The organism is Pararhizobium sp. (genome assembly GCF_965279435.1).
GTDB lineage: Bacteria > Pseudomonadota > Alphaproteobacteria > Rhizobiales > Rhizobiaceae > Pararhizobium.
The window spans coordinates 1000513-1018070 of sequence record NZ_CBDIHY010000003.1 but is presented as its reverse complement, the minus strand read 5'-3'; the positions used below and the strand labels follow the sequence as shown (position 1 = coordinate 1018070).

Sequence of the window (17558 nt, the reverse complement as noted above, 5' to 3'; positions counted from 1 at the left end):
AACTCTTCCTTAGCCCTGGTTGGCCGTCATGGCGCCGGCAACGGTGGCGTCGATCAGACCCTCGACGCGGACGCGCTGGTCCAGTTTGGTCTTGAAATCGGCACCGGCGCCCTTGGCCGGTTCCGGCAGAGTGTCCCATTCGAGGCTTGCACCCTTGAGGTCGCCATTGGTCAGCTTGTCTTCGATCCGGGCGACGACGGCTTCCGGGCCTTCACCCTCGACGCTACCGACTGGACGGACGCGAATGGCCGAGGAGGCGCTGTCCATCAGGCGGGAGAAAACGCCTTGATTGGGATCGCTGTGCTGGGTTGCCTCCAGCATCGTATCAGCAACGGCCGGGAAGTCGCGGACCAGATCGGCGCGCGGGGCAATGCCCGTCTTGGCATCGTCTGCAAGGCCGGTGACAGCCGGGTCAGTGGCAGCGATGCTCTTCAGCGCGTCCAATTCGGCCAGGAATGGTCCGCCACGATCGATCGCCGTCTTCAGCGCGGTGACGGCGACCGCACGGGCCAGCTGTACATCGCTTGCCGGTTCGTCGATCTTCTTTTCGGCGGCATCTAGACGGGTCGAAAGTTCGGATTTTGCCGCTTCGGTCGATTGCTGGGCATCGGCCAGCGCCGATTTCAGCGTGGCGATCTCGCCGGTCAAGTTGGTGATCTGGGCGTCAAGGCCGGAGACATCGGCGGCTGCGCCGTTGCCTGCTTCGGCGCTCTTCTTCTCCAGCTCGGCGATGCGGGTTTCAAGCGGCCCAAGGTCGGCGGTCGCCTGCGGTGCCGGGGCTGCGGCAAGCTGCGCCTTGAGGGCTTCGATATCGCTGGCAAGGCCCTGTTCGATCGCGGTGTTGCCAGCTGTCGGGCTGAGCGAGGGCATGACACCGGCATATTGCAGGCCGCCGGCGCCGAGAAGCGCGATCAGGCCGCCGAGGATACCGGCGGCAAAGGCGCCGGAATTGGAGGTACGGTGCTGGGCGGGGTAGATCGGCCTTACCGGTTCTTCGGCGGCGGTTGCAGCCGAGATTGGCTCCTCGGCAAAGGCTGCAGCGCCGGTTTCGGCGCGCGCATCTTCCGCTTCCGATTCTGACTTGCCGGTATCCCCGTCAGCAATATCGGCGCGCACCGTTTCATCGATTTCACCGGCACGGATTTCGGTTGTCTCGTTGATAGCTGCCACGCGCTCCACGGCAGCGGCACTTTCATCGGAAGCTTCCCGTGCCACTGCGGTGGCATCCAGGTCGATCGTCAACGGCTCCTGATCGGATTTCGAGCGGCGCGGAGGGTTTTCCGGTCCCATGATGATCTCTTTCCGTTATCGCATGAACTTGACGTACTGTCTTAAACCTAGACATGCGACAGGGATAGGGAAAGCCCCCAAGCGACAATTCCTTGATTGCACTTGGACGGGTCTATGTTCCGTTGCCTGTGGTGCAAGCGGTCAGAGCAGGGCGAGAAGCGCTTCTTCAGAAGGCTCCGCGGCAATGGCGACCGGCCCGAAACCGGGGGGGATGGCATTTGCGACGTGCTGGCTCAAGCACAGGAGGCGCATGTCGGACATCCTGTGTGCCGTTTGTGGAGACAGCAGCGCGAAAAAATGCCGCGCGGTTTCGTGCGAATACAGCAGGACGAGGTCGGGGATGGGCGGATGCAGCAGCTGTTCGACGGCTTCAGGCGAGTGGGGGATGGCGGACATCCGGTAAGTTTCGGCGGTGCGGCAGGCGATGCCTGCTGCCTGCAACCCCGCCTCGAAAGCCGGAGACCGCGGCCAGCCGGCGAGATAGACCAGGCCGTCGGCGAGATCTGCCGATGCGTCTGCGGCAATCTTCGCCAAGGAGACGCCGGTGCCGCTGCCCGTGATCACCGATTGGAAGCCCATGTACCGCGCCGCCTGCGCCGTGGCCGGGCCGACGCAATAAGCGGTTGTCTGGAAATGCGGCGCCAGTTGCTCCCTATACGGCGCAAGGGCGCGAAACGCCTCGGCGCTGGTTATGGCAATAGCGCTGTGGGGATGGGTAAGCGCTTCCAGTGCGGCCAATGGCTGATGGACGGCTTCCATGACCGGCAAAAGAACGACCTCATGCCCCATTGCCGCCAGCCTTGCCGCCGTTGCCGCCGCCGAAAGCTGAGGCCGGGTGACAAGAATGCGCAAGGAGACAGGCATGGGCTCAGGTCCAGCTCGAAAAGAAATCCGGTCCAGCATCGAGGCGGATATCGTCGCCGGCCTTGGCGCCGAGCTGTTCGGCATCGGATGCCTTGCCCTCGGTCGTCACGCGAAAATACTCGCTGCCGTCCGGGGTCAGAACCATGCCGGAGAAGCGAACGGTATCGCCATCCGATACTGCATAGCCGGCGATCGGCGTGCGGCAGGAGCCGTCAAGCGTTGCGAGAAACGCCCGTTCGCAGGTCACGGCCTCATGGGTTTTGATATCATTGACCGCTTCGAGCAATGCATTGACCTTGGCATCGCCAAGGCGGCTCTCGATACAGATGGCGCCTTGCGCCGGTGCCGGCGGGAAGGTTTCGGGATCGAGAAGCTCGGTCGCTACATCGTCCTTGCCGAGACGCTTGAGGCCCGCGAAGGCGAGCAGGGTCGCGTCGACCTGGCCTTCCGCCAATTTCCGGAGCCTTGTATCGACAAGGCCGCGATAGGTGATGACGTTGATATCCGGGCGCAGGCGCTTGATCAGCGCCTGACGGCGCAGCGACGAGGAACCGATGGTGGCGCCCTTCGGCAGGTCGAGCAGTTTTGCGGCGGTACGGCCGACAAAGGCGTCGCGGGCGTCTTCGCGCGGCAGATAGGCGGAGAGGAACAGGCCGGTTGGCAGCTTGGTCGGCATGTCCTTGGAGGAATGCACGGCAAAATCCAGCCCGCCGGAGGTGAGCATATCCTCGAGTTCCTGGGTGAAAAGGCCCTTGCCGCCGATCTCCGACAGCGACCGGTCGGTGATCCGGTCGCCCATCGTCGACAGCACGACGATCTCGAACATTTCGGCCGGCAGGCCATGCGCCGCCATAAGCCGGTCCCGTGTTTCATGGGCCTGCGCCAGCGCCAGGGGACTGCCCCGCGTGCCGATCCGGAAAGGTTTTGTTTGCATCCACTGCGATCCGTTGTTACCGGAGTTCCGTGTAACCGCCTTTCCCCGCGACCGCAATATTCGAGTAAACCAGCCCATGTCCGCCCGCCTGCGCATCCTCGGTATCGAAACAAGCTGCGACGAGACCGCCGCGTCCGTCGTCCTGCGCGATGAGAATGGCTATGGCGAGATTCTGGGCGATGTGGTTTTGAGCCAATTGGAAGAGCACAGCGCCTATGGCGGCGTCGTACCGGAGATTGCTGCGCGCGCCCATGTCGAGGCACTCGATACGCTGATCGAGGAAGCGCTTTTGCGCGCCGGCGTCACGTTGTCGAATATCGACGCGATCGCGGCCACCAGCGGCCCCGGCCTGATTGGCGGCCTTCTGGTCGGCCTGATGACCGGCAAGGCGATGGCGCGCGCCTCGGGAAAACCACTCTATGCCGTCAACCATCTCGAAGGCCATGCGCTGACGGCGCGGCTGACCGATGGACTGGCCTTTCCCTATTTGATGCTGCTGGTTTCCGGTGGCCATACGCAGCTGATCCTCGTCAAGGGTGTCGGCGTCTATGAGCGCTGGGGCACGACGATCGACGATGCGCTGGGCGAAGCCTTCGACAAGACGGCGAAGCTCCTGGGCCTACCCTATCCGGGTGGCCCGGCGGTTGAACGTGCGGCAAAAGGTGGCAACCCGGAGCGATTTTCCTTTCCGCGTCCGCTGGTCGGCGAAGCGCGGCTCGATTTCTCATTCTCCGGCCTGAAGACCGCCGTTCGCCAGGCCGCGCAGTCGATCGCACCAGTGACAGAGCAGGATATCGCCGACATCTGTGCCTCCTTCCAGAGGGCGATCTCGCGCACGCTGAAGGATCGCATCGGCCGGGGGCTCGCCCGGTTCAAAGAGGAATTTTCCGGCACGGTCGTGCATCCGGCGCTGGTGGTCGCCGGTGGGGTTGCGGCCAACCAGACACTGCGGGCAACGCTGCAGGAACTCTGCGACAAGAACGGCTTCCGTTTCATCGCGCCGCCTTTGCAGTTGTGCACCGACAATGCGGCAATGATTGCCTGGGCAGGCGCCGAGCGCATGGCGGCGGGATTGCCGGCAGATGACCTCGATGTAGCGCCGCGTTCGCGCTGGCCGCTGGATGCGGATGCAAAGGCCCTGATCGGGTTCGGCAAGCGGGGAGCAAAGGCGTGATGGCGGACGGGGTGCGGACGGATCGTATTGTCGTTGTCGGGTCCGGTGCTTTCGGAACGGCGCTGGCGGCCGTTGCTGCTGCATCCGGCAAGGTGCCGGTGACGCTGCTCACCCGCCGCGAAAGCATTGTCGAGGACTTCAAGCAAACCGGACGCAACGACAGCGCGCTGCCGGGCATCGACCTGCCGCAAACGCTTGATGTTTCCGATGATCCGACCGTGCTCGAGGGTGCCGGCATTGTTCTCTTCGCCATGCCGTCACAGGCACAGCGCGAAGCTGGGCGCTCGCTGCATGGGTTTATCGGCAAGGGTGCCGACGTGGTGATTTGTGCCAAGGGCATGGAGCGTTCCAGCGGCCGGTTGCTCACCGATGTCGTCGAGGAAGAACTGCACCTGCAGAATGTCGCGGTGCTCTCGGGTCCCGGGTTTGCCGCCGATATCGCCAAGGGCCTGCCGACGGCGATGGTGATTGCGGCGAATGGTATGGAGCGTGCTGCGATTTTGGCCGAAGCCTTGTCGGGTGCTACCTTCCGTCTCTATCCCTCATCCGACCGCATCGGTGTCCAGCTGGGCGGTGCGCTGAAGAACGTACTGGCGATTGCCTGCGGTATTGTCGAAGGCGCAGGGCTTGGCGATTCGGCCCGGGCGGCGCTGATTTCGCGCGGACTGGCCGAAATGTCGCGCTTCGTCGCAGCGCGGGGTGGCGAGGCCGATACGGTGCGCGGCCTGTCGGGTCTGGGTGATCTGGTACTGACGGCAACCAGCCATCAGTCGCGCAATCTGCGCTACGGCATCGCGCTTGGCCAAAGCGGCAGTGCCAAGGGGCACTCGGGTGAGCTGGTCGAAGGCGCGTTTGCAGCCTCGGTCGCTGCCGATGTGGCCCGGCAGCTTGGCGTCGATATGCCGGTGACCGAAGCGGTGGCGGCGATTATCGATGGAAAGATGGATGTGAGAACGGCGCTGGAACAGCTGATGTCCCGGCCGATCACGCAGGAATAGTCACTCAAGGAGAAAACCATGCTGTTTGCAGTTCTGTGCACGGACAAGCCGAATGCCCTGCAGGTGCGGATGGACGCCCGTCCCGAGCACGTCACGTTTCTGAACGATCTCAATGCCAAGGGTACGCTGGCCTTCGCCGGCCCGTTCCTCGACGATGCCGGCAAGCCGAACGGCAGTCTGGTGGTTATCCAGGCGGAGACGATCGACGATGCGCGGGCGATCGCGGACGCAGATCCCTATGCCAAGGCCGGCCTGTTTGCCAATGTCGATATTAAGCCCTGGAACTGGGTCTTCAACAAGCCGGAGGCTTGAGCGTGGGGTACTGGCTTTACAAGTCCGAACCGTTCAAATGGTCCTGGGCCATGCAGAAGGATGCGGGCGAAAAGGGAACCGAATGGACAGGCGTGCGCAACTACCTGGCGCGCAACAACATGCGGGCGATGCAGATCGGCGACAAGGGCTTCTTCTACCACTCGAACGAGGGGCTGGAGATTGTCGGGATCACCGAAGTCTGTGCGCTGTCGCACCCGGATTCGACTGCTGAGGGCGATCCGAAGTGGGACTGCGTCGATATCCGCGCCGTCTGCGACCTGCCGAACCCGATTTCGCTGAAGGACATCAAGGCCAATCCGAAATTCGAGAAGATGGCTCTGGTGACGTCGATGCGGTTGTCGGTGCAGCCGGTCACCGAGGAGGAATATCTGGAGGTCTGCCGGCTCGGTGGGTTAGATAATCCGCCGCGGTGATTTCGGCCGGTGCCGGCATTTTGATGCTGGCATCTTGACGAGGCTCCCAGATTTTCCGTCATTCCTGTGCTTGTCACAGGAATCCAGCCACGCGACGTCGGTCGCGTGAAAAGAGTCCTTTAGCGGCGCAGACGCGCCGCTGCTGGATCCCCGCCACAAGGGCGAGGATGACGGGAGGGTGGGGAGTGCCGCCCTCGCAACCCATCATCCTGCCAATCACCGAAAACCTTGCTGCTCGTGAAAACCGATCCCGAAACCTTCATCCGCGCCAATACGGACATCATGGCGCCGCCGCATGTGCCGGAGATCCGGCTCTATCTGGCGAGCGAAGCCCATGATCTGTGGCTGAAGACGGAGGAGGAGCTGGAGGAGATCGGGTTGCCGCCGCCGTTCTGGGCGTTTGCCTGGGCGGGCGGGCAGGGGCTGGCGCGGCATGTGCTCGATCATCCCGAACTGGTGGCTGGCAAGCGGGTGATCGATTTTGCTTCGGGCTCGGGCCTCGTGGCGATCGCGGCGATGAAGGCGGGCGCGGCCTCGGTTGTGGCTATCGATATCGACCCCTGGACCGAAACGGCTATCCGGCTCAATGCTGCACTCAATGGCGTCGATGTCTTGTCGGCGGCGTCGGATGTGATCGGTGCGGGGCGGGATGCGGATGTCTACCTGGCCGGCGACGTCTTTTATGACAAGGCGTTTGCTGACCGGATCGTTCCGTGGTTGAGCATGCTTGCCGAAAGCGGTGCCGATGTTCTCGTCGGCGATCCCGGCCGCGCCTATTGTCCGCGTGAGCGTATGGAGATGCTGGCAACCTATCAGGTGCCGGTGACCCGGGCGCTGGAGGACAGCGAAGTCAAGAAGACCACCGTCTGGCGGTTTCTGAGCAGCGAACTCGACTAAGGGCAGTCACAGGAGTGGGCGGGCAGTGTTGCGGCGGCGCGTACAATGCAAGATCGTCAGCTATTCGCTGCTGCATGTGCCTGCGCAACATAATCCGCGACGCGCCGCGTCTCGATATCCTGCATAGACTCCAGTTTGATATGGCGACGGAACTTGCCGTTGCCGGACAGGAAACCGTGGGGATCGGTTAGCGTCGCGCCTTGGCTGAATTCCAGCGTCACGTGGGTCTTGTAGGGAAAAACACCACAGAAGCTTTGGCCGGATGAGAACAGCAATCCGCCATATTTCACCTCTTCGGTAACGGATGGACCGGCGGCCAGAGCGATGTCGCGCATGCACGCGACAACCGGAAAGATATTGCCGCGATACTCTCTCACCTCTTGCAGGAAGGTGTTCACTTTATCTTCGCTCATGCAGCAATAGTCCCGATCGGTGGCGTCAGCGGCGAATGACACAGACGCCGGATTCCCAGGAGCAGGCACGGCCGGCGCTGGAAGGAGTGACGCGAATGATTTTTGGGCGCGCGGCGGGGTAGTTCATGCCGGTGTCGTCGGAATAGAAACCGTAACCGTTGCGCTCCGAGCGGAAGTAGGTACCGTTGCCGGGATCTGTCCAGGCGGAGAGGCCGCCGAAATAGGTGCCGCCATTGGCATGCGACGGGAAACCGTCCCCGCCATAGGACTGGCCCCAATCGTTTCGACGCTCACCACGATATTCCCGCACCGGAATGGTGGGGTCAAAGCGGTCCCGTCCATATCTCGGTTCGAAATGGCCGCGATTGGCCTGACGCCTGTCGAACTGGAACCTGTCATGCCGGCGGTCGTAGCGATATCCGCGATCTCGCCAGTCGCGCCGGTAATAATGGCGATCGGCCGTCACGCCGGAAATGGCTTCCTGCCGGTTACGGTGCGGGCGCTGGTCATGCGACCGTTCGAAATGCGGGCGGCGGATTTGGTTTCTTTCGCCGTTGCGATCACGCGCCTCGGCGAAACTGGCGAACGAAAGGATCACGGCCAGGGCCGCGATCAGGACTTTCGTCGCATTCTGTATGCTCATTGGACGCATTTTGTGCAGCCCTCCGGATAACTCTTAACAAATCCTTAAAAGGCAATGTGGGGCAGAAACCGGTAAAAGTCACGGATGGTGCTGAATTTTCATGGCTTATCGTTAACGCGGCGGTGAAATCGATTCGCCACGGCGCCACATTTTCGTCTAATCGATTAAAATGATTTTGCAGTGCAAACACACTTGTCGTTAATCAATATGGTGATTAAACGTCGGCTTACTGAATTGCGCACAATCAGGTGCAATACCGGATGAAAATAGTCCAGTTTTTGGGCATCTTTCCGGATCTTCCGTGAGGTTCAGATGACGAATGTCACCAAAAGCCGGCCGCTCTCGCCGCATCTACAAATCTATAAGCCCATTCCCACGATGGTTATGTCCATTGTGCACCGCATCACAGGGTGTGCCTTGTACTTTGGCACGGTCCTCGTCGCCTGGTGGCTGATCGCCGCCGCGAGCGGTCCTGAATACTACGACTGGGCCATGTGGGCCTTCGGCACGATCATCGGCCAGCTCATTCTGTTTGGTTATACCTGGGCGCTGGTGCATCATCTGTTCGGCGGTCTCAGGCACTTCGTCTGGGATCTGGGCTACGGCTACGAAAAGCATTTTGCGACCAAGCTTGCCATTGCCAACCTGATCGGTTCGGTCGCCGTGACGGCGCTGATCTGGATCGTCGGCTACGCGGTTCGCTGAGAGGACAAGAATTCCATGGATATGCGTACTCCCCTCGGTAAGGTTCGCGGCCTCGGTTCAGCCAAGGAAGGCACCGATCATTTCTGGCGCCAGCGGCTGACGGCCGTTGCCAATGTGCCGCTGATCATCTTCTTCGTGCTGTTCCTGATCAAATATGCCGGCGCCCCTTATGCAGAGGTCGTCGTTGCCTTGTCGAACCCCTTCGTGGCGGTGGTCATGGGGCTGGTGGTGATCTCCGGCCTGATCCACATGAAGCTCGGCATGCAGATCGTCATCGAGGACTATGTCCACAACGAAGGCGCCAAGATCGTCCTCGTCATGCTCAATACGTTTTTTGCGATCGCAGTTGGCGGGCTCTGTCTTTTCGCCATCCTGAAGATCGCGTTTGCAGGGTAATTCAAAATGGCACCCACTTCCTCGCCGCTCATCAACGGTCACGCCTATGACTATGTCGACCATGCTTATGACGTGATCGTCGTCGGCGCTGGCGGCGCCGGACTGCGCGCCACGCTCGGCATGGCCGAACAGGGCTTCAAGACGGCCTGCATCACCAAGGTTTTCCCGACGCGCTCGCACACGGTCGCAGCCCAGGGCGGCATTGCCGCATCGCTGACCAACATGACGCCGGATAGCTGGCAGTGGCACCTCTACGATACGGTCAAGGGTTCCGACTGGCTCGGCGATGTCGATGCCATGCAGTATCTGACCATGGAAGCCCCGAAAGCGGTTTACGAGCTGGAACATTACGGCGTTCCCTTCTCCCGCAATGCCGAGGGCAAGATCTACCAGCGGCCGTTCGGCGGCCACATGCAGAATTATGGCGAAGGGCCGCCGGTGCAGCGCACCTGCGCCGTCGCCGACCGCACCGGCCACGCCATCCTGCACACGCTGTATGGCCAGTCGCTAAAGCACAATGCCGAATTCTTCATCGAGTATTTCGCGCTCGACCTGATCATGTCGGATGACGGCAGCCGCTGCACCGGCGTTGTTGCCTGGAACCTCGACGACGGCACGATCCATCGTTTTTCCGCCAAGATGGTCGTTCTGGCCACGGGTGGTTATGGCCGCTCCTATTTTTCGGCCACCTCCGCCCATACCTGCACCGGCGACGGTGGCGGCATGGTGGCGCGCGCCGGCCTGCCGCTGCAGGACATGGAGTTCGTCCAGTTCCACCCGACCGGCATCTACGGCTCGGGTTGCCTGATCACTGAAGGTGCACGCGGCGAAGGCGGTTATCTGGTCAATTCCGAAGGCGAGCGCTTCATGGAGCGTTACGCACCCTCGGCCAAGGACCTTGCCTCGCGTGACGTGGTTTCCCGCTGCATGACGCTGGAAATCCGCGAAGGCCGCGGCGTCGGCAAGAACAAGGACCATATCTACCTGCATCTCGACCATCTCGATCCGGCCGTTCTGCACGAGCGCCTGCCGGGCATTTCCGAGAGCGCCAAGATCTTTGCCGGTGTCGATGTAACGCGCGAGCCGATCCCGGTTCTGCCGACCGTTCATTACAACATGGGTGGCATTCCGACCAACTATTGGGGCGAAGTGCTGAACGCCGACGGTGCAAATCCCGAGCGCGTCCTGCCGGGCCTGATGGCCGTTGGCGAAGCCGGTTGCGCCTCGGTGCACGGGGCAAACCGCCTCGGCTCCAACTCGCTGATCGATTTGGTGGTCTTCGGCCGCGCTGCCGCGATCCGCGCCGGCGAAGTCATCGACCGCGCTTCGCCGATCCCGGCGATCAACGAAAAGGCCTGCGAAAAGATCATAACGCGCTTCGACAAGCTGCGTTATGCCGATGGCTCGACGCCGACTGCCGTGCTGCGCGAAAAGATGCAGCGCACCATGCAGGACGACGCCGCCGTGTTCCGCACGCAGGAATCGCTTGAGAGCGGCTGCAAGCGGATGAGCGCGATCTGGAATGAACTGAGCGACGTCAAGGTCACGGACCGTTCGATGATCTGGAATTCCGATCTGGTGGAAACGCTGGAACTGGAAAATCTGATGGCCAACGCCATCGTCACGGTCTATGGCGCCGAAGCCCGCAAGGAAAGCCGTGGCAGCCATGCGCGCGAGGATTTTGTCGATGGCCCGTTTGCCGGCCGCGACGACGTCAACTGGCGTAAGCATACGCTGTCCTGGGTGAACGAGGCCGGCGAAGTCCGCCTCGACTACCGCCCGGTTCACACCGAACTTCTGCAGCCGGGCATCGATCCGAAAAAGATCGAGCCCAAGGCACGCGTGTACTGAGGAGAATGATCCATGGTTGAACTCGCTCTCCCCAAAAACTCGACGATGACGGAAGGCAAGGTCTGGCCGAAGCCGGCCGGTGCCACCAACACCCGCGAGCTCCGCATCTATCGCTGGAGCCCGGACGACGGCAAGAACCCGTCGATCGACACGTTCACTATCGATGCTGACGATTGTGGGCCGATGGTTCTCGATGCACTGCTTTATATCAAGAACAAGATCGACCCGACGCTGACGCTGCGCCGCTCCTGCCGCGAAGGCATTTGCGGCTCCTGCGCCATGAACATCGACGGCACCAACACGCTGGCCTGCACCAAGGGCATGGACGAGGTGAAGGGCACGGTCAAAGTCTACCCGCTGCCGCATATGCCTGTCGTCAAGGATCTGGTGCCGGACCTCACCAACTTCTACGCCCAGCACCGTTCGATCGAGCCGTGGCTGAAGACGGTTTCGCCGACACCGGCGAAGGAATGGAAGCAGAGCCACGAGGACCGCCAGAAGCTTGACGGTCTCTACGAGTGCATCTTGTGCGCTTGCTGTTCCGCCTCCTGCCCCAGCTACTGGTGGAATGGCGACCGGTATCTCGGTCCGGCCGTGCTGTTGCAGGCCTATCGCTGGCTGATCGACAGTCGCGATGAAGCCAAGGGCGAACGCCTCGACAATCTGGAAGACCCCTTCCGCCTCTATCGTTGCCACACCATCATGAACTGCGCCCAGACCTGTCCGAAAGGTTTGAACCCCGCCAAGGCCATTGGCGAGATCAAGAAGATGATGGTCGAACGCCGCGTCTAATGGATTGAGAGATTTTATCTTTTGAAAACGCCGGGCTTGCCCGGCGTTTTCATTTCCCCGGCTCGCGAAAATACAGGCGATGGAAATTGAAACTTTCGCACTGCGGCATAACTTCGGTATCGGCATTCGCCGGTGATTGGTATCTGGAGCGCCATTGGTACCAACGGTCAACCTGACGGGGCAGGACGGGAACCGTTTCAATCATGCCACAGTCTCAAAGAATCAGCGCCATCTTGATTTTAAAGTTAGTTTTAAGCTAATTCCGCCTATATTCCCCAGGACAACGCGATAGCAGAGATGATCGGGAGCAAAAACATGCGGACAATACATGCGGTGGCGGGACTGGCCGTGGTGCTGGCGCTGGCTGGATGTCAGAGGACGTCCATGACCGATTTCGGTAGCAACAACACCATGTCTCCGGCTCCGGTGCAGGCGCAGCCTGTGCCGACTGTCTCGTCCGGCCAGCTTGCAGCACCCGGCGATACCTCGCAGTTTCCGGCAGCCCCTGTCAGTGGCACGGCCGCAGTTGGCGGCGTTACGGCGCCTGGCGGTACTGAGGTTGCAGCAGCGACCAATGCGCTTGACGTCACCAAGGAATCAATGGTCGGCAACTGGCGTGTTTCGAATGCCGGTGCCTCCTGCGACATGTTCCTGACGCTCACCAATCTCGGCAGTGGCTCGCGCGGCGGTACACGCGGTTGCGCCGGCGAACTGACGGCGATGGGCTCCTGGGAAGTGGCCGGCAAGCAGGTCGTGCTCAAGGATCGCAACGGCAATCCGCTCGCCCGCCTGTTCAAGACAGCCGATTCGCGTTTCGACGGCTCGACCAATGGCGGCCAGTCGGTCAGCCTCAGCCGCTAATCATCAGCCCGGCATCAGCCGGGTTTTTTCTTGCCGTCGTTTCCGACACCAGACCGGTAAAGCGCGTGCCCAATCCACAAGACAGTATTTCGCGAAAACTCGAAGCCATGATCGTGGCGGGAACGCTGTCGCGTGACCCGGCGCAACTGGTCATCGCCAAGCGCCTCGATCATCTTTCCTCGGAACTGGCGGCCAGCCGCGCCCAGCGCAAGTCGAATGCGCTCGGCTGGCTGTTTGCCTCGCGCAAGAACGAGCATCCGCCGCTGAAGGGGCTTTATCTCTATGGCGGTGTCGGGCGTGGCAAGACCATGCTGATGGACCTGTTCTTCGAGACGGTGCCGATCCAGCGCAAGCGCCGCGCGCATTTCCACGAATTCATGGCCGATGTGCATGAGCGCATCTTCAAGCACCGGCAGAAGCTGAAGAACGGCGAGACGCGCCAGGCCGATCCGATGCCGCCGGTGGCGGCGGAGATTTTTGCCGAAGCCCGTCTGCTGTGCTTCGACGAATTTTCCGTGACCGATATTGCCGATGCGATGATCCTGTCGCGGCTGTTCGGCGAGCTGTTTTCCAAGGGCTGCGTGCTGGTGGCGACATCGAATGTCGAGCCGGGCAATCTCTACAAGGATGGTCTCAATCGCGGCCTGTTCCTGCCGTTCGTCGATCTGTTGAAAGCGCATACTGATGTCGTGCCGCTGGATACCACGACGGATTATCGGCTGGCGAAGATCGAAGGCCTGCCGGTCTGGTCGTCGCCGCTGGGACCGCAAGCCGATGCCGAACTCGACAATGCCTGGAAATTGGCAACAGCGGGTTTGACGGTCAATTCTTCAGAGGTAGCCTTCAAGGGGCGCAAGATCGTCGTGCCCATGGCTGCCGGTGAATGCGCACGGTTCCCGTTTGCCGACCTGTGCGAAAAACCGCTTGGTGCTGCCGATTATCTCGCCATTCTCTCGCATTACCGGACGATCTTCGTTGAGCATATTCCGCATCTTGGGCCTGAGCGGCGCAACGAGACCAAGCGTTTCATCATGCTGATCGACACGATCTACGATCACGGCGCCCGGCTGTTTGCCTCGGCGGCATCCGCACCGATTGATCTGCTGACGGCGAAAAAAGGCACCGAGGGCTTTGAGTTCGACCGTACGGTGTCGCGCCTGATCGAGCTGCAGAGCAAGGAATATGCCGCAAACCACCACGCAAATTCCGCTGTTTCATGACACATTGACGACGTATTATCTTACGTTTACGTAAGAATTTTATGATCTAACCGATTGAAATTGCTCTATGCAAAAGTATCAGTTGATATTTTAGTTTTTGAAGTTTAATTCCTTGCGCCGAAGGTTTGCCATCGCTCGCGCTTGGATGCGCCACGTCAGGCCTTGTCAGATTTGGATCGCAAAGGAAGCACTTTCATGGCGCGCAACAAGATCGCACTTATTGGTTCTGGAATGATTGGTGGCACGCTGGCGCATCTCGCCGGCCTGAAGGAACTGGGCGACATCGTCCTGTTCGACATTGCCGACGGCATTCCGCAGGGCAAGGGTCTCGATATCGCTCAGTCCTCTCCCGTCGAAGGCTTCAACGCCAACCTGACGGGTGCCAGCGACTATTCCGCAATCGAAGGCGCCGATGTCTGCATCGTCACCGCCGGTGTTGCCCGCAAGCCGGGCATGAGCCGCGACGATCTGCTCGGCATCAACCTCAAGGTCATGGAACAGGTCGGCGCCGGCATCAAGAAGTATGCCCCGAACGCCTTCGTCATTTGCATCACCAACCCGCTCGACGCGATGGTCTGGGCGCTGCAGAAGTTCTCAGGCCTGCCGAAGAACATGGTCGTCGGCATGGCCGGCGTGCTCGATAGCTCGCGCTTCCGCCTGTTCCTGTCTCAGGAATTCAACGTTTCCGTCCAGGACGTCACCGCGTTCGTTCTCGGCGGCCATGGCGACACTATGGTGCCGCTTGCCCGTTACTCGACCGTTGGCGGCATTCCGCTGACCGATCTGGTCAAGATGGGCTGGGTCACCAAGGAGCGCCTCGAAGAAATCATCCAGCGCACCCGCGACGGCGGCGCCGAAATCGTGGGTCTGCTGAAGACCGGTTCGGCTTACTACGCCCCGGCTGCCTCGGCGATCGAAATGGCTGAATCCTTCCTCAAGGACAAGAAGCGCGTGCTTCCGGCTGCCGCCTATCTGTCCGGCCAGTACGGCGTCAAGGACATGTATGTCGGCGTTCCGACGATTATCGGTGCCGGCGGCATCGAGCGCATCATCGAGATCGACCTCAACAAGGCCGAGCAGGAAGCCTTCGAAAAGTCCGTCGCTTCGGTGGCGAGCCTTTGCGAAGCCTGCATCGCCATCGCACCGAGCCTCAAGTAAGAGCGCCTCCCGGTATTGCCATCAGGCTTAAACAGGAAATTTCCCGATGAACATTCATGAATATCAAGCCAAGGCTCTGTTGAAGACCTTTGGCGCACCGGTTGCGGAAGGTGTTGCCATCTTCTCCGCCGATGAAGCCGAAGCGGCGGCAAAGTCGCTTCCGGGCCCACTCTATGTCGTCAAGAGCCAGATCCATGCTGGCGGCCGCGGCAAGGGCAAGTTCAAGGAACTCGGCCCGGATGCCAAGGGCGGTGTTCGCCTGGCTTTCTCGATCGAAGAAGCCAAGGCACATGCCAAGGAAATGCTCGGTAACACGCTGGTGACCAAGCAGACCGGCGACGCCGGCAAGCAGGTCAACCGTCTCTACATCGAAGACGGCGCCGACATCGAGCGCGAGCTTTACCTTTCGCTGCTGGTCGACCGTGCCGTTGGCCAGGTCTCCTTCGTGGTTTCCACTGAAGGCGGCATGGACATCGAAACCGTTGCGCATGACACGCCGGAAAAGATCATCAACGTCGCGATCGATCCGGTCGAAGGCGTCACGGCTGCAAACCTTGCTGCCCTGACCTCGGCGCTGAAGCTCGAAGGCGAAGCCAAGGCCGATGCCGAAAAGCTGTTTCCGATCCTCTACAAGGCGTTTGTCGAAAAGGACATGGCGCTGCTTGAGATCAACCCACTGATCGTCATGAAGGACGGCCGCGTGCGCGTTCTCGACGCCAAGGTCTCGTTCGACGGTAACGCGCTGTTCCGTCATGAAGACATTGTTGCCCTGCGCGACACCTCGGAAGAAGACGCCAAGGAAATCGAAGCGTCCAAGTATGACCTCGCTTACGTTGCCCTCGACGGCAATATCGGCTGCATGGTCAACGGTGCCGGCCTTGCCATGGCAACCATGGACATCATCAAGCTCTACGGCGCAGAGCCGGCGAACTTCCTCGATGTCGGCGGTGGCGCTTCCAAGGAAAAGGTCACGGCTGCCTTCAAGATCATCACTGCCGATCCGGCCGTGAAGGGCATCCTGGTCAACATCTTCGGCGGCATCATGAAATGTGATGTCATTGCCGAAGGCGTGATTGCAGCCGTCAAGGAAGTCGGTCTGCAGGTTCCGCTCGTCGTTCGCCTCGAAGGCACCAATGTCGAGCTGGGCAAGAAAATCATCAATGAATCGGGTCTCAATGTCATTTCCGCAGACGACCTCGATGATGCCGCCCAGAAAATCGTCAAAGCTGTGAAGGGCTGAGAACTGTGACCGTGGCCGATCTCCCGTTCTGGCTTGTTATCGTCGCGCCCCCGGCGTTGATGATTGGCATTGCCGTGGCGGAGAGATTCGGGCTCGGTCGCGCATTCTCGATCAGCTTGTCAGCGTTCGCTTTGGCTGGTGGCGTCTGGGTACTAACGCATAGCGTTAACGCTTCATGCGTCGTCAACGAAAGCGAATGTATCGGCGCTACTGGAACAGCTTATTTGATCGGCTTTTTTTGGCTTATGGCCGCTACCTTGAGCGTCGCATCGATCTTGCGCGCCGGTGTTGCGGGAAAACTCGGATCGGAGTCCACACACTAATGTCCATTCTCATCAACAAAGACACGAAGATCCTGGTTCAGGGTCTGACCGGCAAGACCGGCACCTTCCATACCGAGCAGGCGCTTGCTTACCACGGCACCAAGATGGTCGGCGGTATCCACCCTTCCAAGGGCGGCACCAACTGGACGGGTTCAAAGGGCGAAAGCCTGCCGATCTTTGCAACCGTTGCCGAAGGCAAGGAGCAGACCGGCGCCGACGCATCGGTGATCTACGTGCCACCGGCGGGTGCTGCGGCTGCGATCCTCGAAGCCATCGAAGCTGAAATCGGCCTGATCGTCTGCATCACCGAGGGTATCCCGGTTGCCGACATGATCAAGGTCAAGGCCCGCCTCGACAAGTCTAAGTCGCGCCTGATCGGCCCGAACTGCCCGGGCGTCATGACGCCGGACGAATGCAAGATCGGCATCATGCCAGGCTCCATCTTCAAGAAGGGCTCGGTCGGCGTTCTCTCGCGCTCCGGCACCCTCACCTATGAAGCCGTGTTCCAGACGACCAACGAAGGCCTCGGCCAGACGACGGCTGTCGGCATCGGCGGCGACCCGGTCAAGGGCACCGAGTTCATCGACATGCTGGAAATGTTCCTGGCAGACGACGAAACCAAGTCGATCATCATGATCGGCGAAATCGGCGGCTCGGCGGAAGAAGACGCGGCGCAGTTCCTCAAGGACGAAGCCAAGCGCGGCCGCAAGAAGCCAATGGTCGGCTTCATCGCTGGCCGCACGGCTCCTGAAGGCCGCACCATGGGTCATGCCGGTGCCGTCATTTCCGGTGGCAAGGGTGGTGCTGAAGACAAGATCGCGGCCATGGAATCGGCCGGTATCCGGGTCTCGCCGTCGCCGGCACGCCTCGGCAAGACGCTGGTCGAAGTCCTCAAGGGCTGAGACGGTACACACCGATAACGTGACCGGGCTTGCCATTGCGGTTGGCCCGGTCCGCACCATCTGATGACGTGAAGGCGCGTCTAGCGCTTTTGAAAATGCGGTTTACCGGGGCCCACACCCGGCAGAGTTAACAAGTCAGGAGGCGGACGGA

General features: G+C 60.8%; 20 protein-coding genes. 15 read left to right on the top strand and 5 right to left on the bottom strand.

Annotated features, from left to right (window positions below; all coding sequences use genetic code 11):
- Window positions 1-9 precede the first annotated feature (9 nt).
- The 3 genes from ACQY8Q_RS10455 to hemC form a co-directional block, all read right to left on the bottom strand.
- The gene (locus ACQY8Q_RS10455; RefSeq protein ID WP_428426523.1) at window positions 10-1290 is read right to left on the bottom strand and encodes a COG4223 family protein; all 1281 of its coding nucleotides are present in this window, start codon (window positions 1288-1290) and stop codon (window positions 10-12) included.
- Between the two features lie 141 nt (window positions 1291-1431).
- Window positions 1432-2193, bottom strand: a complete 762-nt coding sequence (locus tag ACQY8Q_RS10450; RefSeq protein ID WP_428426522.1) for a uroporphyrinogen-III synthase — start codon at window positions 2191-2193, stop codon at window positions 1432-1434.
- Complete coding sequence (gene hemC, locus ACQY8Q_RS10445; protein WP_428426521.1) at window positions 2159-3088, bottom strand: hydroxymethylbilane synthase; 930 nt, start codon at window positions 3086-3088, stop codon at window positions 2159-2161. The genes ACQY8Q_RS10450 and hemC overlap by 35 nt, the downstream gene beginning before the upstream one ends.
- Before the next feature lie 76 nt (window positions 3089-3164).
- Between hemC and tsaD the strand changes: the two genes are divergently transcribed.
- The 5 genes from tsaD to ACQY8Q_RS10420 all read left to right on the top strand — a co-directional run bounded on the left by tsaD (window position 3165) and on the right by ACQY8Q_RS10420 (window position 6903).
- Window positions 3165-4262 (top strand): tRNA (adenosine(37)-N6)-threonylcarbamoyltransferase complex transferase subunit TsaD, encoded by a 1098-nt coding sequence (gene tsaD, locus ACQY8Q_RS10440; protein WP_428426520.1) that lies wholly within the window; start codon window positions 3165-3167, stop codon window positions 4260-4262.
- Window positions 4262-5260 (top strand): NAD(P)H-dependent glycerol-3-phosphate dehydrogenase, encoded by a 999-nt coding sequence (locus ACQY8Q_RS10435; protein ID WP_428426519.1) that lies wholly within the window; start codon window positions 4262-4264, stop codon window positions 5258-5260. The genes tsaD and ACQY8Q_RS10435 overlap by 1 nt, the downstream gene beginning before the upstream one ends.
- Before the next feature lie 18 nt (window positions 5261-5278).
- On the top strand, window positions 5279-5572 hold the full coding sequence (locus tag ACQY8Q_RS10430; protein ID WP_428426518.1) for a YciI-like protein: 294 nt from the start codon (window positions 5279-5281) through the stop codon (window positions 5570-5572).
- 2 nt (window positions 5573-5574) lie between these two features.
- Complete coding sequence (locus ACQY8Q_RS10425; RefSeq protein WP_428426517.1) at window positions 5575-6006, top strand: EVE domain-containing protein; 432 nt, start codon at window positions 5575-5577, stop codon at window positions 6004-6006.
- A 237-nt stretch (window positions 6007-6243) separates the two neighbouring features.
- Window positions 6244-6903: a class I SAM-dependent methyltransferase gene (locus tag ACQY8Q_RS10420; protein ID WP_428426516.1), complete on the top strand. Its 660-nt coding sequence runs from the start codon at window positions 6244-6246 to the stop codon at window positions 6901-6903.
- A 56-nt stretch (window positions 6904-6959) separates the two neighbouring features.
- Here the strand turns inward: ACQY8Q_RS10420 and ACQY8Q_RS10415 are convergent, their stop codons facing one another.
- Together ACQY8Q_RS10415 and ACQY8Q_RS10410 are read right to left on the bottom strand one after the other, a co-directional pair.
- A complete protein-coding gene (locus tag ACQY8Q_RS10415) occupies window positions 6960-7358 on the bottom strand; it encodes a DUF1801 domain-containing protein (protein WP_428426515.1) in 399 nt (132 codons plus the stop codon).
- A complete protein-coding gene (locus tag ACQY8Q_RS10410) occupies window positions 7342-7959 on the bottom strand; it encodes a hypothetical protein (RefSeq protein ID WP_428426514.1) in 618 nt (205 codons plus the stop codon). Before ACQY8Q_RS10410 ends, ACQY8Q_RS10415 begins: the two co-directional genes overlap by 17 nt.
- A 312-nt stretch (window positions 7960-8271) precedes the next feature.
- On the opposite strand from ACQY8Q_RS10410, the gene sdhC reads away from it, so the two are divergent.
- The 10 genes from sdhC (at window position 8272) to sucD (ending at window position 17407) form a co-directional block, all read left to right on the top strand.
- Window positions 8272-8664: a succinate dehydrogenase, cytochrome b556 subunit gene (sdhC, locus tag ACQY8Q_RS10405; protein WP_037097347.1), complete on the top strand. Its 393-nt coding sequence runs from the start codon at window positions 8272-8274 to the stop codon at window positions 8662-8664.
- 15 nt (window positions 8665-8679) lie between these two features.
- On the top strand, window positions 8680-9060 hold the full coding sequence (gene sdhD / locus ACQY8Q_RS10400; RefSeq protein ID WP_426233471.1) for a succinate dehydrogenase, hydrophobic membrane anchor protein: 381 nt from the start codon (window positions 8680-8682) through the stop codon (window positions 9058-9060).
- A gap of 6 nt (window positions 9061-9066) precedes the next feature.
- A complete protein-coding gene (gene sdhA / locus ACQY8Q_RS10395; RefSeq protein ID WP_428426513.1) occupies window positions 9067-10911 on the top strand; it encodes a succinate dehydrogenase flavoprotein subunit in 1845 nt (614 codons plus the stop codon).
- A gap of 12 nt (window positions 10912-10923) precedes the next feature.
- Complete coding sequence (locus tag ACQY8Q_RS10390) at window positions 10924-11703, top strand: succinate dehydrogenase iron-sulfur subunit (RefSeq protein ID WP_428426512.1); 780 nt, start codon at window positions 10924-10926, stop codon at window positions 11701-11703.
- A gap of 315 nt (window positions 11704-12018) precedes the next feature.
- The gene (locus tag ACQY8Q_RS10385; RefSeq protein ID WP_428426511.1) at window positions 12019-12564 is read left to right on the top strand and encodes a protease inhibitor Inh/omp19 family protein; all 546 of its coding nucleotides are present in this window, start codon (window positions 12019-12021) and stop codon (window positions 12562-12564) included.
- A 65-nt stretch (window positions 12565-12629) separates the two neighbouring features.
- Complete coding sequence (zapE, locus tag ACQY8Q_RS10380) at window positions 12630-13784, top strand: cell division protein ZapE (RefSeq protein WP_428426510.1); 1155 nt, start codon at window positions 12630-12632, stop codon at window positions 13782-13784.
- Between the two features lie 195 nt (window positions 13785-13979).
- Window positions 13980-14942 (top strand): malate dehydrogenase, encoded by a 963-nt coding sequence (mdh, locus tag ACQY8Q_RS10375; RefSeq protein WP_428426509.1) that lies wholly within the window; start codon window positions 13980-13982, stop codon window positions 14940-14942.
- A gap of 46 nt (window positions 14943-14988) precedes the next feature.
- On the top strand, window positions 14989-16182 hold the full coding sequence (sucC, locus tag ACQY8Q_RS10370; RefSeq protein ID WP_428426508.1) for an ADP-forming succinate--CoA ligase subunit beta: 1194 nt from the start codon (window positions 14989-14991) through the stop codon (window positions 16180-16182).
- An 11-nt stretch (window positions 16183-16193) separates the two neighbouring features.
- Window positions 16194-16505 (top strand): hypothetical protein, encoded by a 312-nt coding sequence (locus tag ACQY8Q_RS10365; protein ID WP_428426507.1) that lies wholly within the window; start codon window positions 16194-16196, stop codon window positions 16503-16505.
- Window positions 16505-17407 (top strand): succinate--CoA ligase subunit alpha, encoded by a 903-nt coding sequence (gene sucD / locus ACQY8Q_RS10360; RefSeq protein ID WP_428426506.1) that lies wholly within the window; start codon window positions 16505-16507, stop codon window positions 17405-17407. Before ACQY8Q_RS10365 ends, sucD begins: the two co-directional genes overlap by 1 nt.
- The last annotated feature ends 151 nt before the right edge of the window (window positions 17408-17558 follow it).

Excerpts from the sequence above, each read along its gene's own strand:
- ACQY8Q_RS10450 (WP_428426522.1), bottom strand. The coding sequence starts at position 2,193 with ATGCTGGACCGGATTTCTTTTCGAGCTGGACCTGAGCCCATGCCTGTC.
- ACQY8Q_RS10385 (WP_428426511.1), top strand. The coding sequence starts at position 12,019 with ATGCGGACAATACATGCGGTGGCGGGACTGGCCGTGGTGCTGGCGCTG.
- sucC (WP_428426508.1), top strand. The coding sequence starts at position 14,989 with ATGAACATTCATGAATATCAAGCCAAGGCTCTGTTGAAGACCTTTGGC.
- ACQY8Q_RS10430 (WP_428426518.1), top strand. The coding sequence starts at position 5,279 with ATGCTGTTTGCAGTTCTGTGCACGGACAAGCCGAATGCCCTGCAGGTG.
- ACQY8Q_RS10390 (WP_428426512.1), top strand. The coding sequence starts at position 10,924 with ATGGTTGAACTCGCTCTCCCCAAAAACTCGACGATGACGGAAGGCAAG.
- ACQY8Q_RS10455 (WP_428426523.1), bottom strand. The coding sequence starts at position 1,290 with ATGGGACCGGAAAACCCTCCGCGCCGCTCGAAATCCGATCAGGAGCCG.
- ACQY8Q_RS10410 (WP_428426514.1), bottom strand. The coding sequence starts at position 7,959 with ATGAGCATACAGAATGCGACGAAAGTCCTGATCGCGGCCCTGGCCGTG.
- tsaD (WP_428426520.1), top strand. The coding sequence starts at position 3,165 with ATGTCCGCCCGCCTGCGCATCCTCGGTATCGAAACAAGCTGCGACGAG.
- sdhC (WP_037097347.1), top strand. The coding sequence starts at position 8,272 with ATGACGAATGTCACCAAAAGCCGGCCGCTCTCGCCGCATCTACAAATC.
- sucD (WP_428426506.1), top strand. The coding sequence starts at position 16,505 with ATGTCCATTCTCATCAACAAAGACACGAAGATCCTGGTTCAGGGTCTG.
- sdhD (WP_426233471.1), top strand. The coding sequence starts at position 8,680 with ATGGATATGCGTACTCCCCTCGGTAAGGTTCGCGGCCTCGGTTCAGCC.
- sdhA (WP_428426513.1), top strand. The coding sequence starts at position 9,067 with ATGGCACCCACTTCCTCGCCGCTCATCAACGGTCACGCCTATGACTAT.
- ACQY8Q_RS10435 (WP_428426519.1), top strand. The coding sequence starts at position 4,262 with ATGGCGGACGGGGTGCGGACGGATCGTATTGTCGTTGTCGGGTCCGGT.
- mdh (WP_428426509.1), top strand. The coding sequence starts at position 13,980 with ATGGCGCGCAACAAGATCGCACTTATTGGTTCTGGAATGATTGGTGGC.
- hemC (WP_428426521.1), bottom strand. The coding sequence starts at position 3,088 with ATGCAAACAAAACCTTTCCGGATCGGCACGCGGGGCAGTCCCCTGGCG.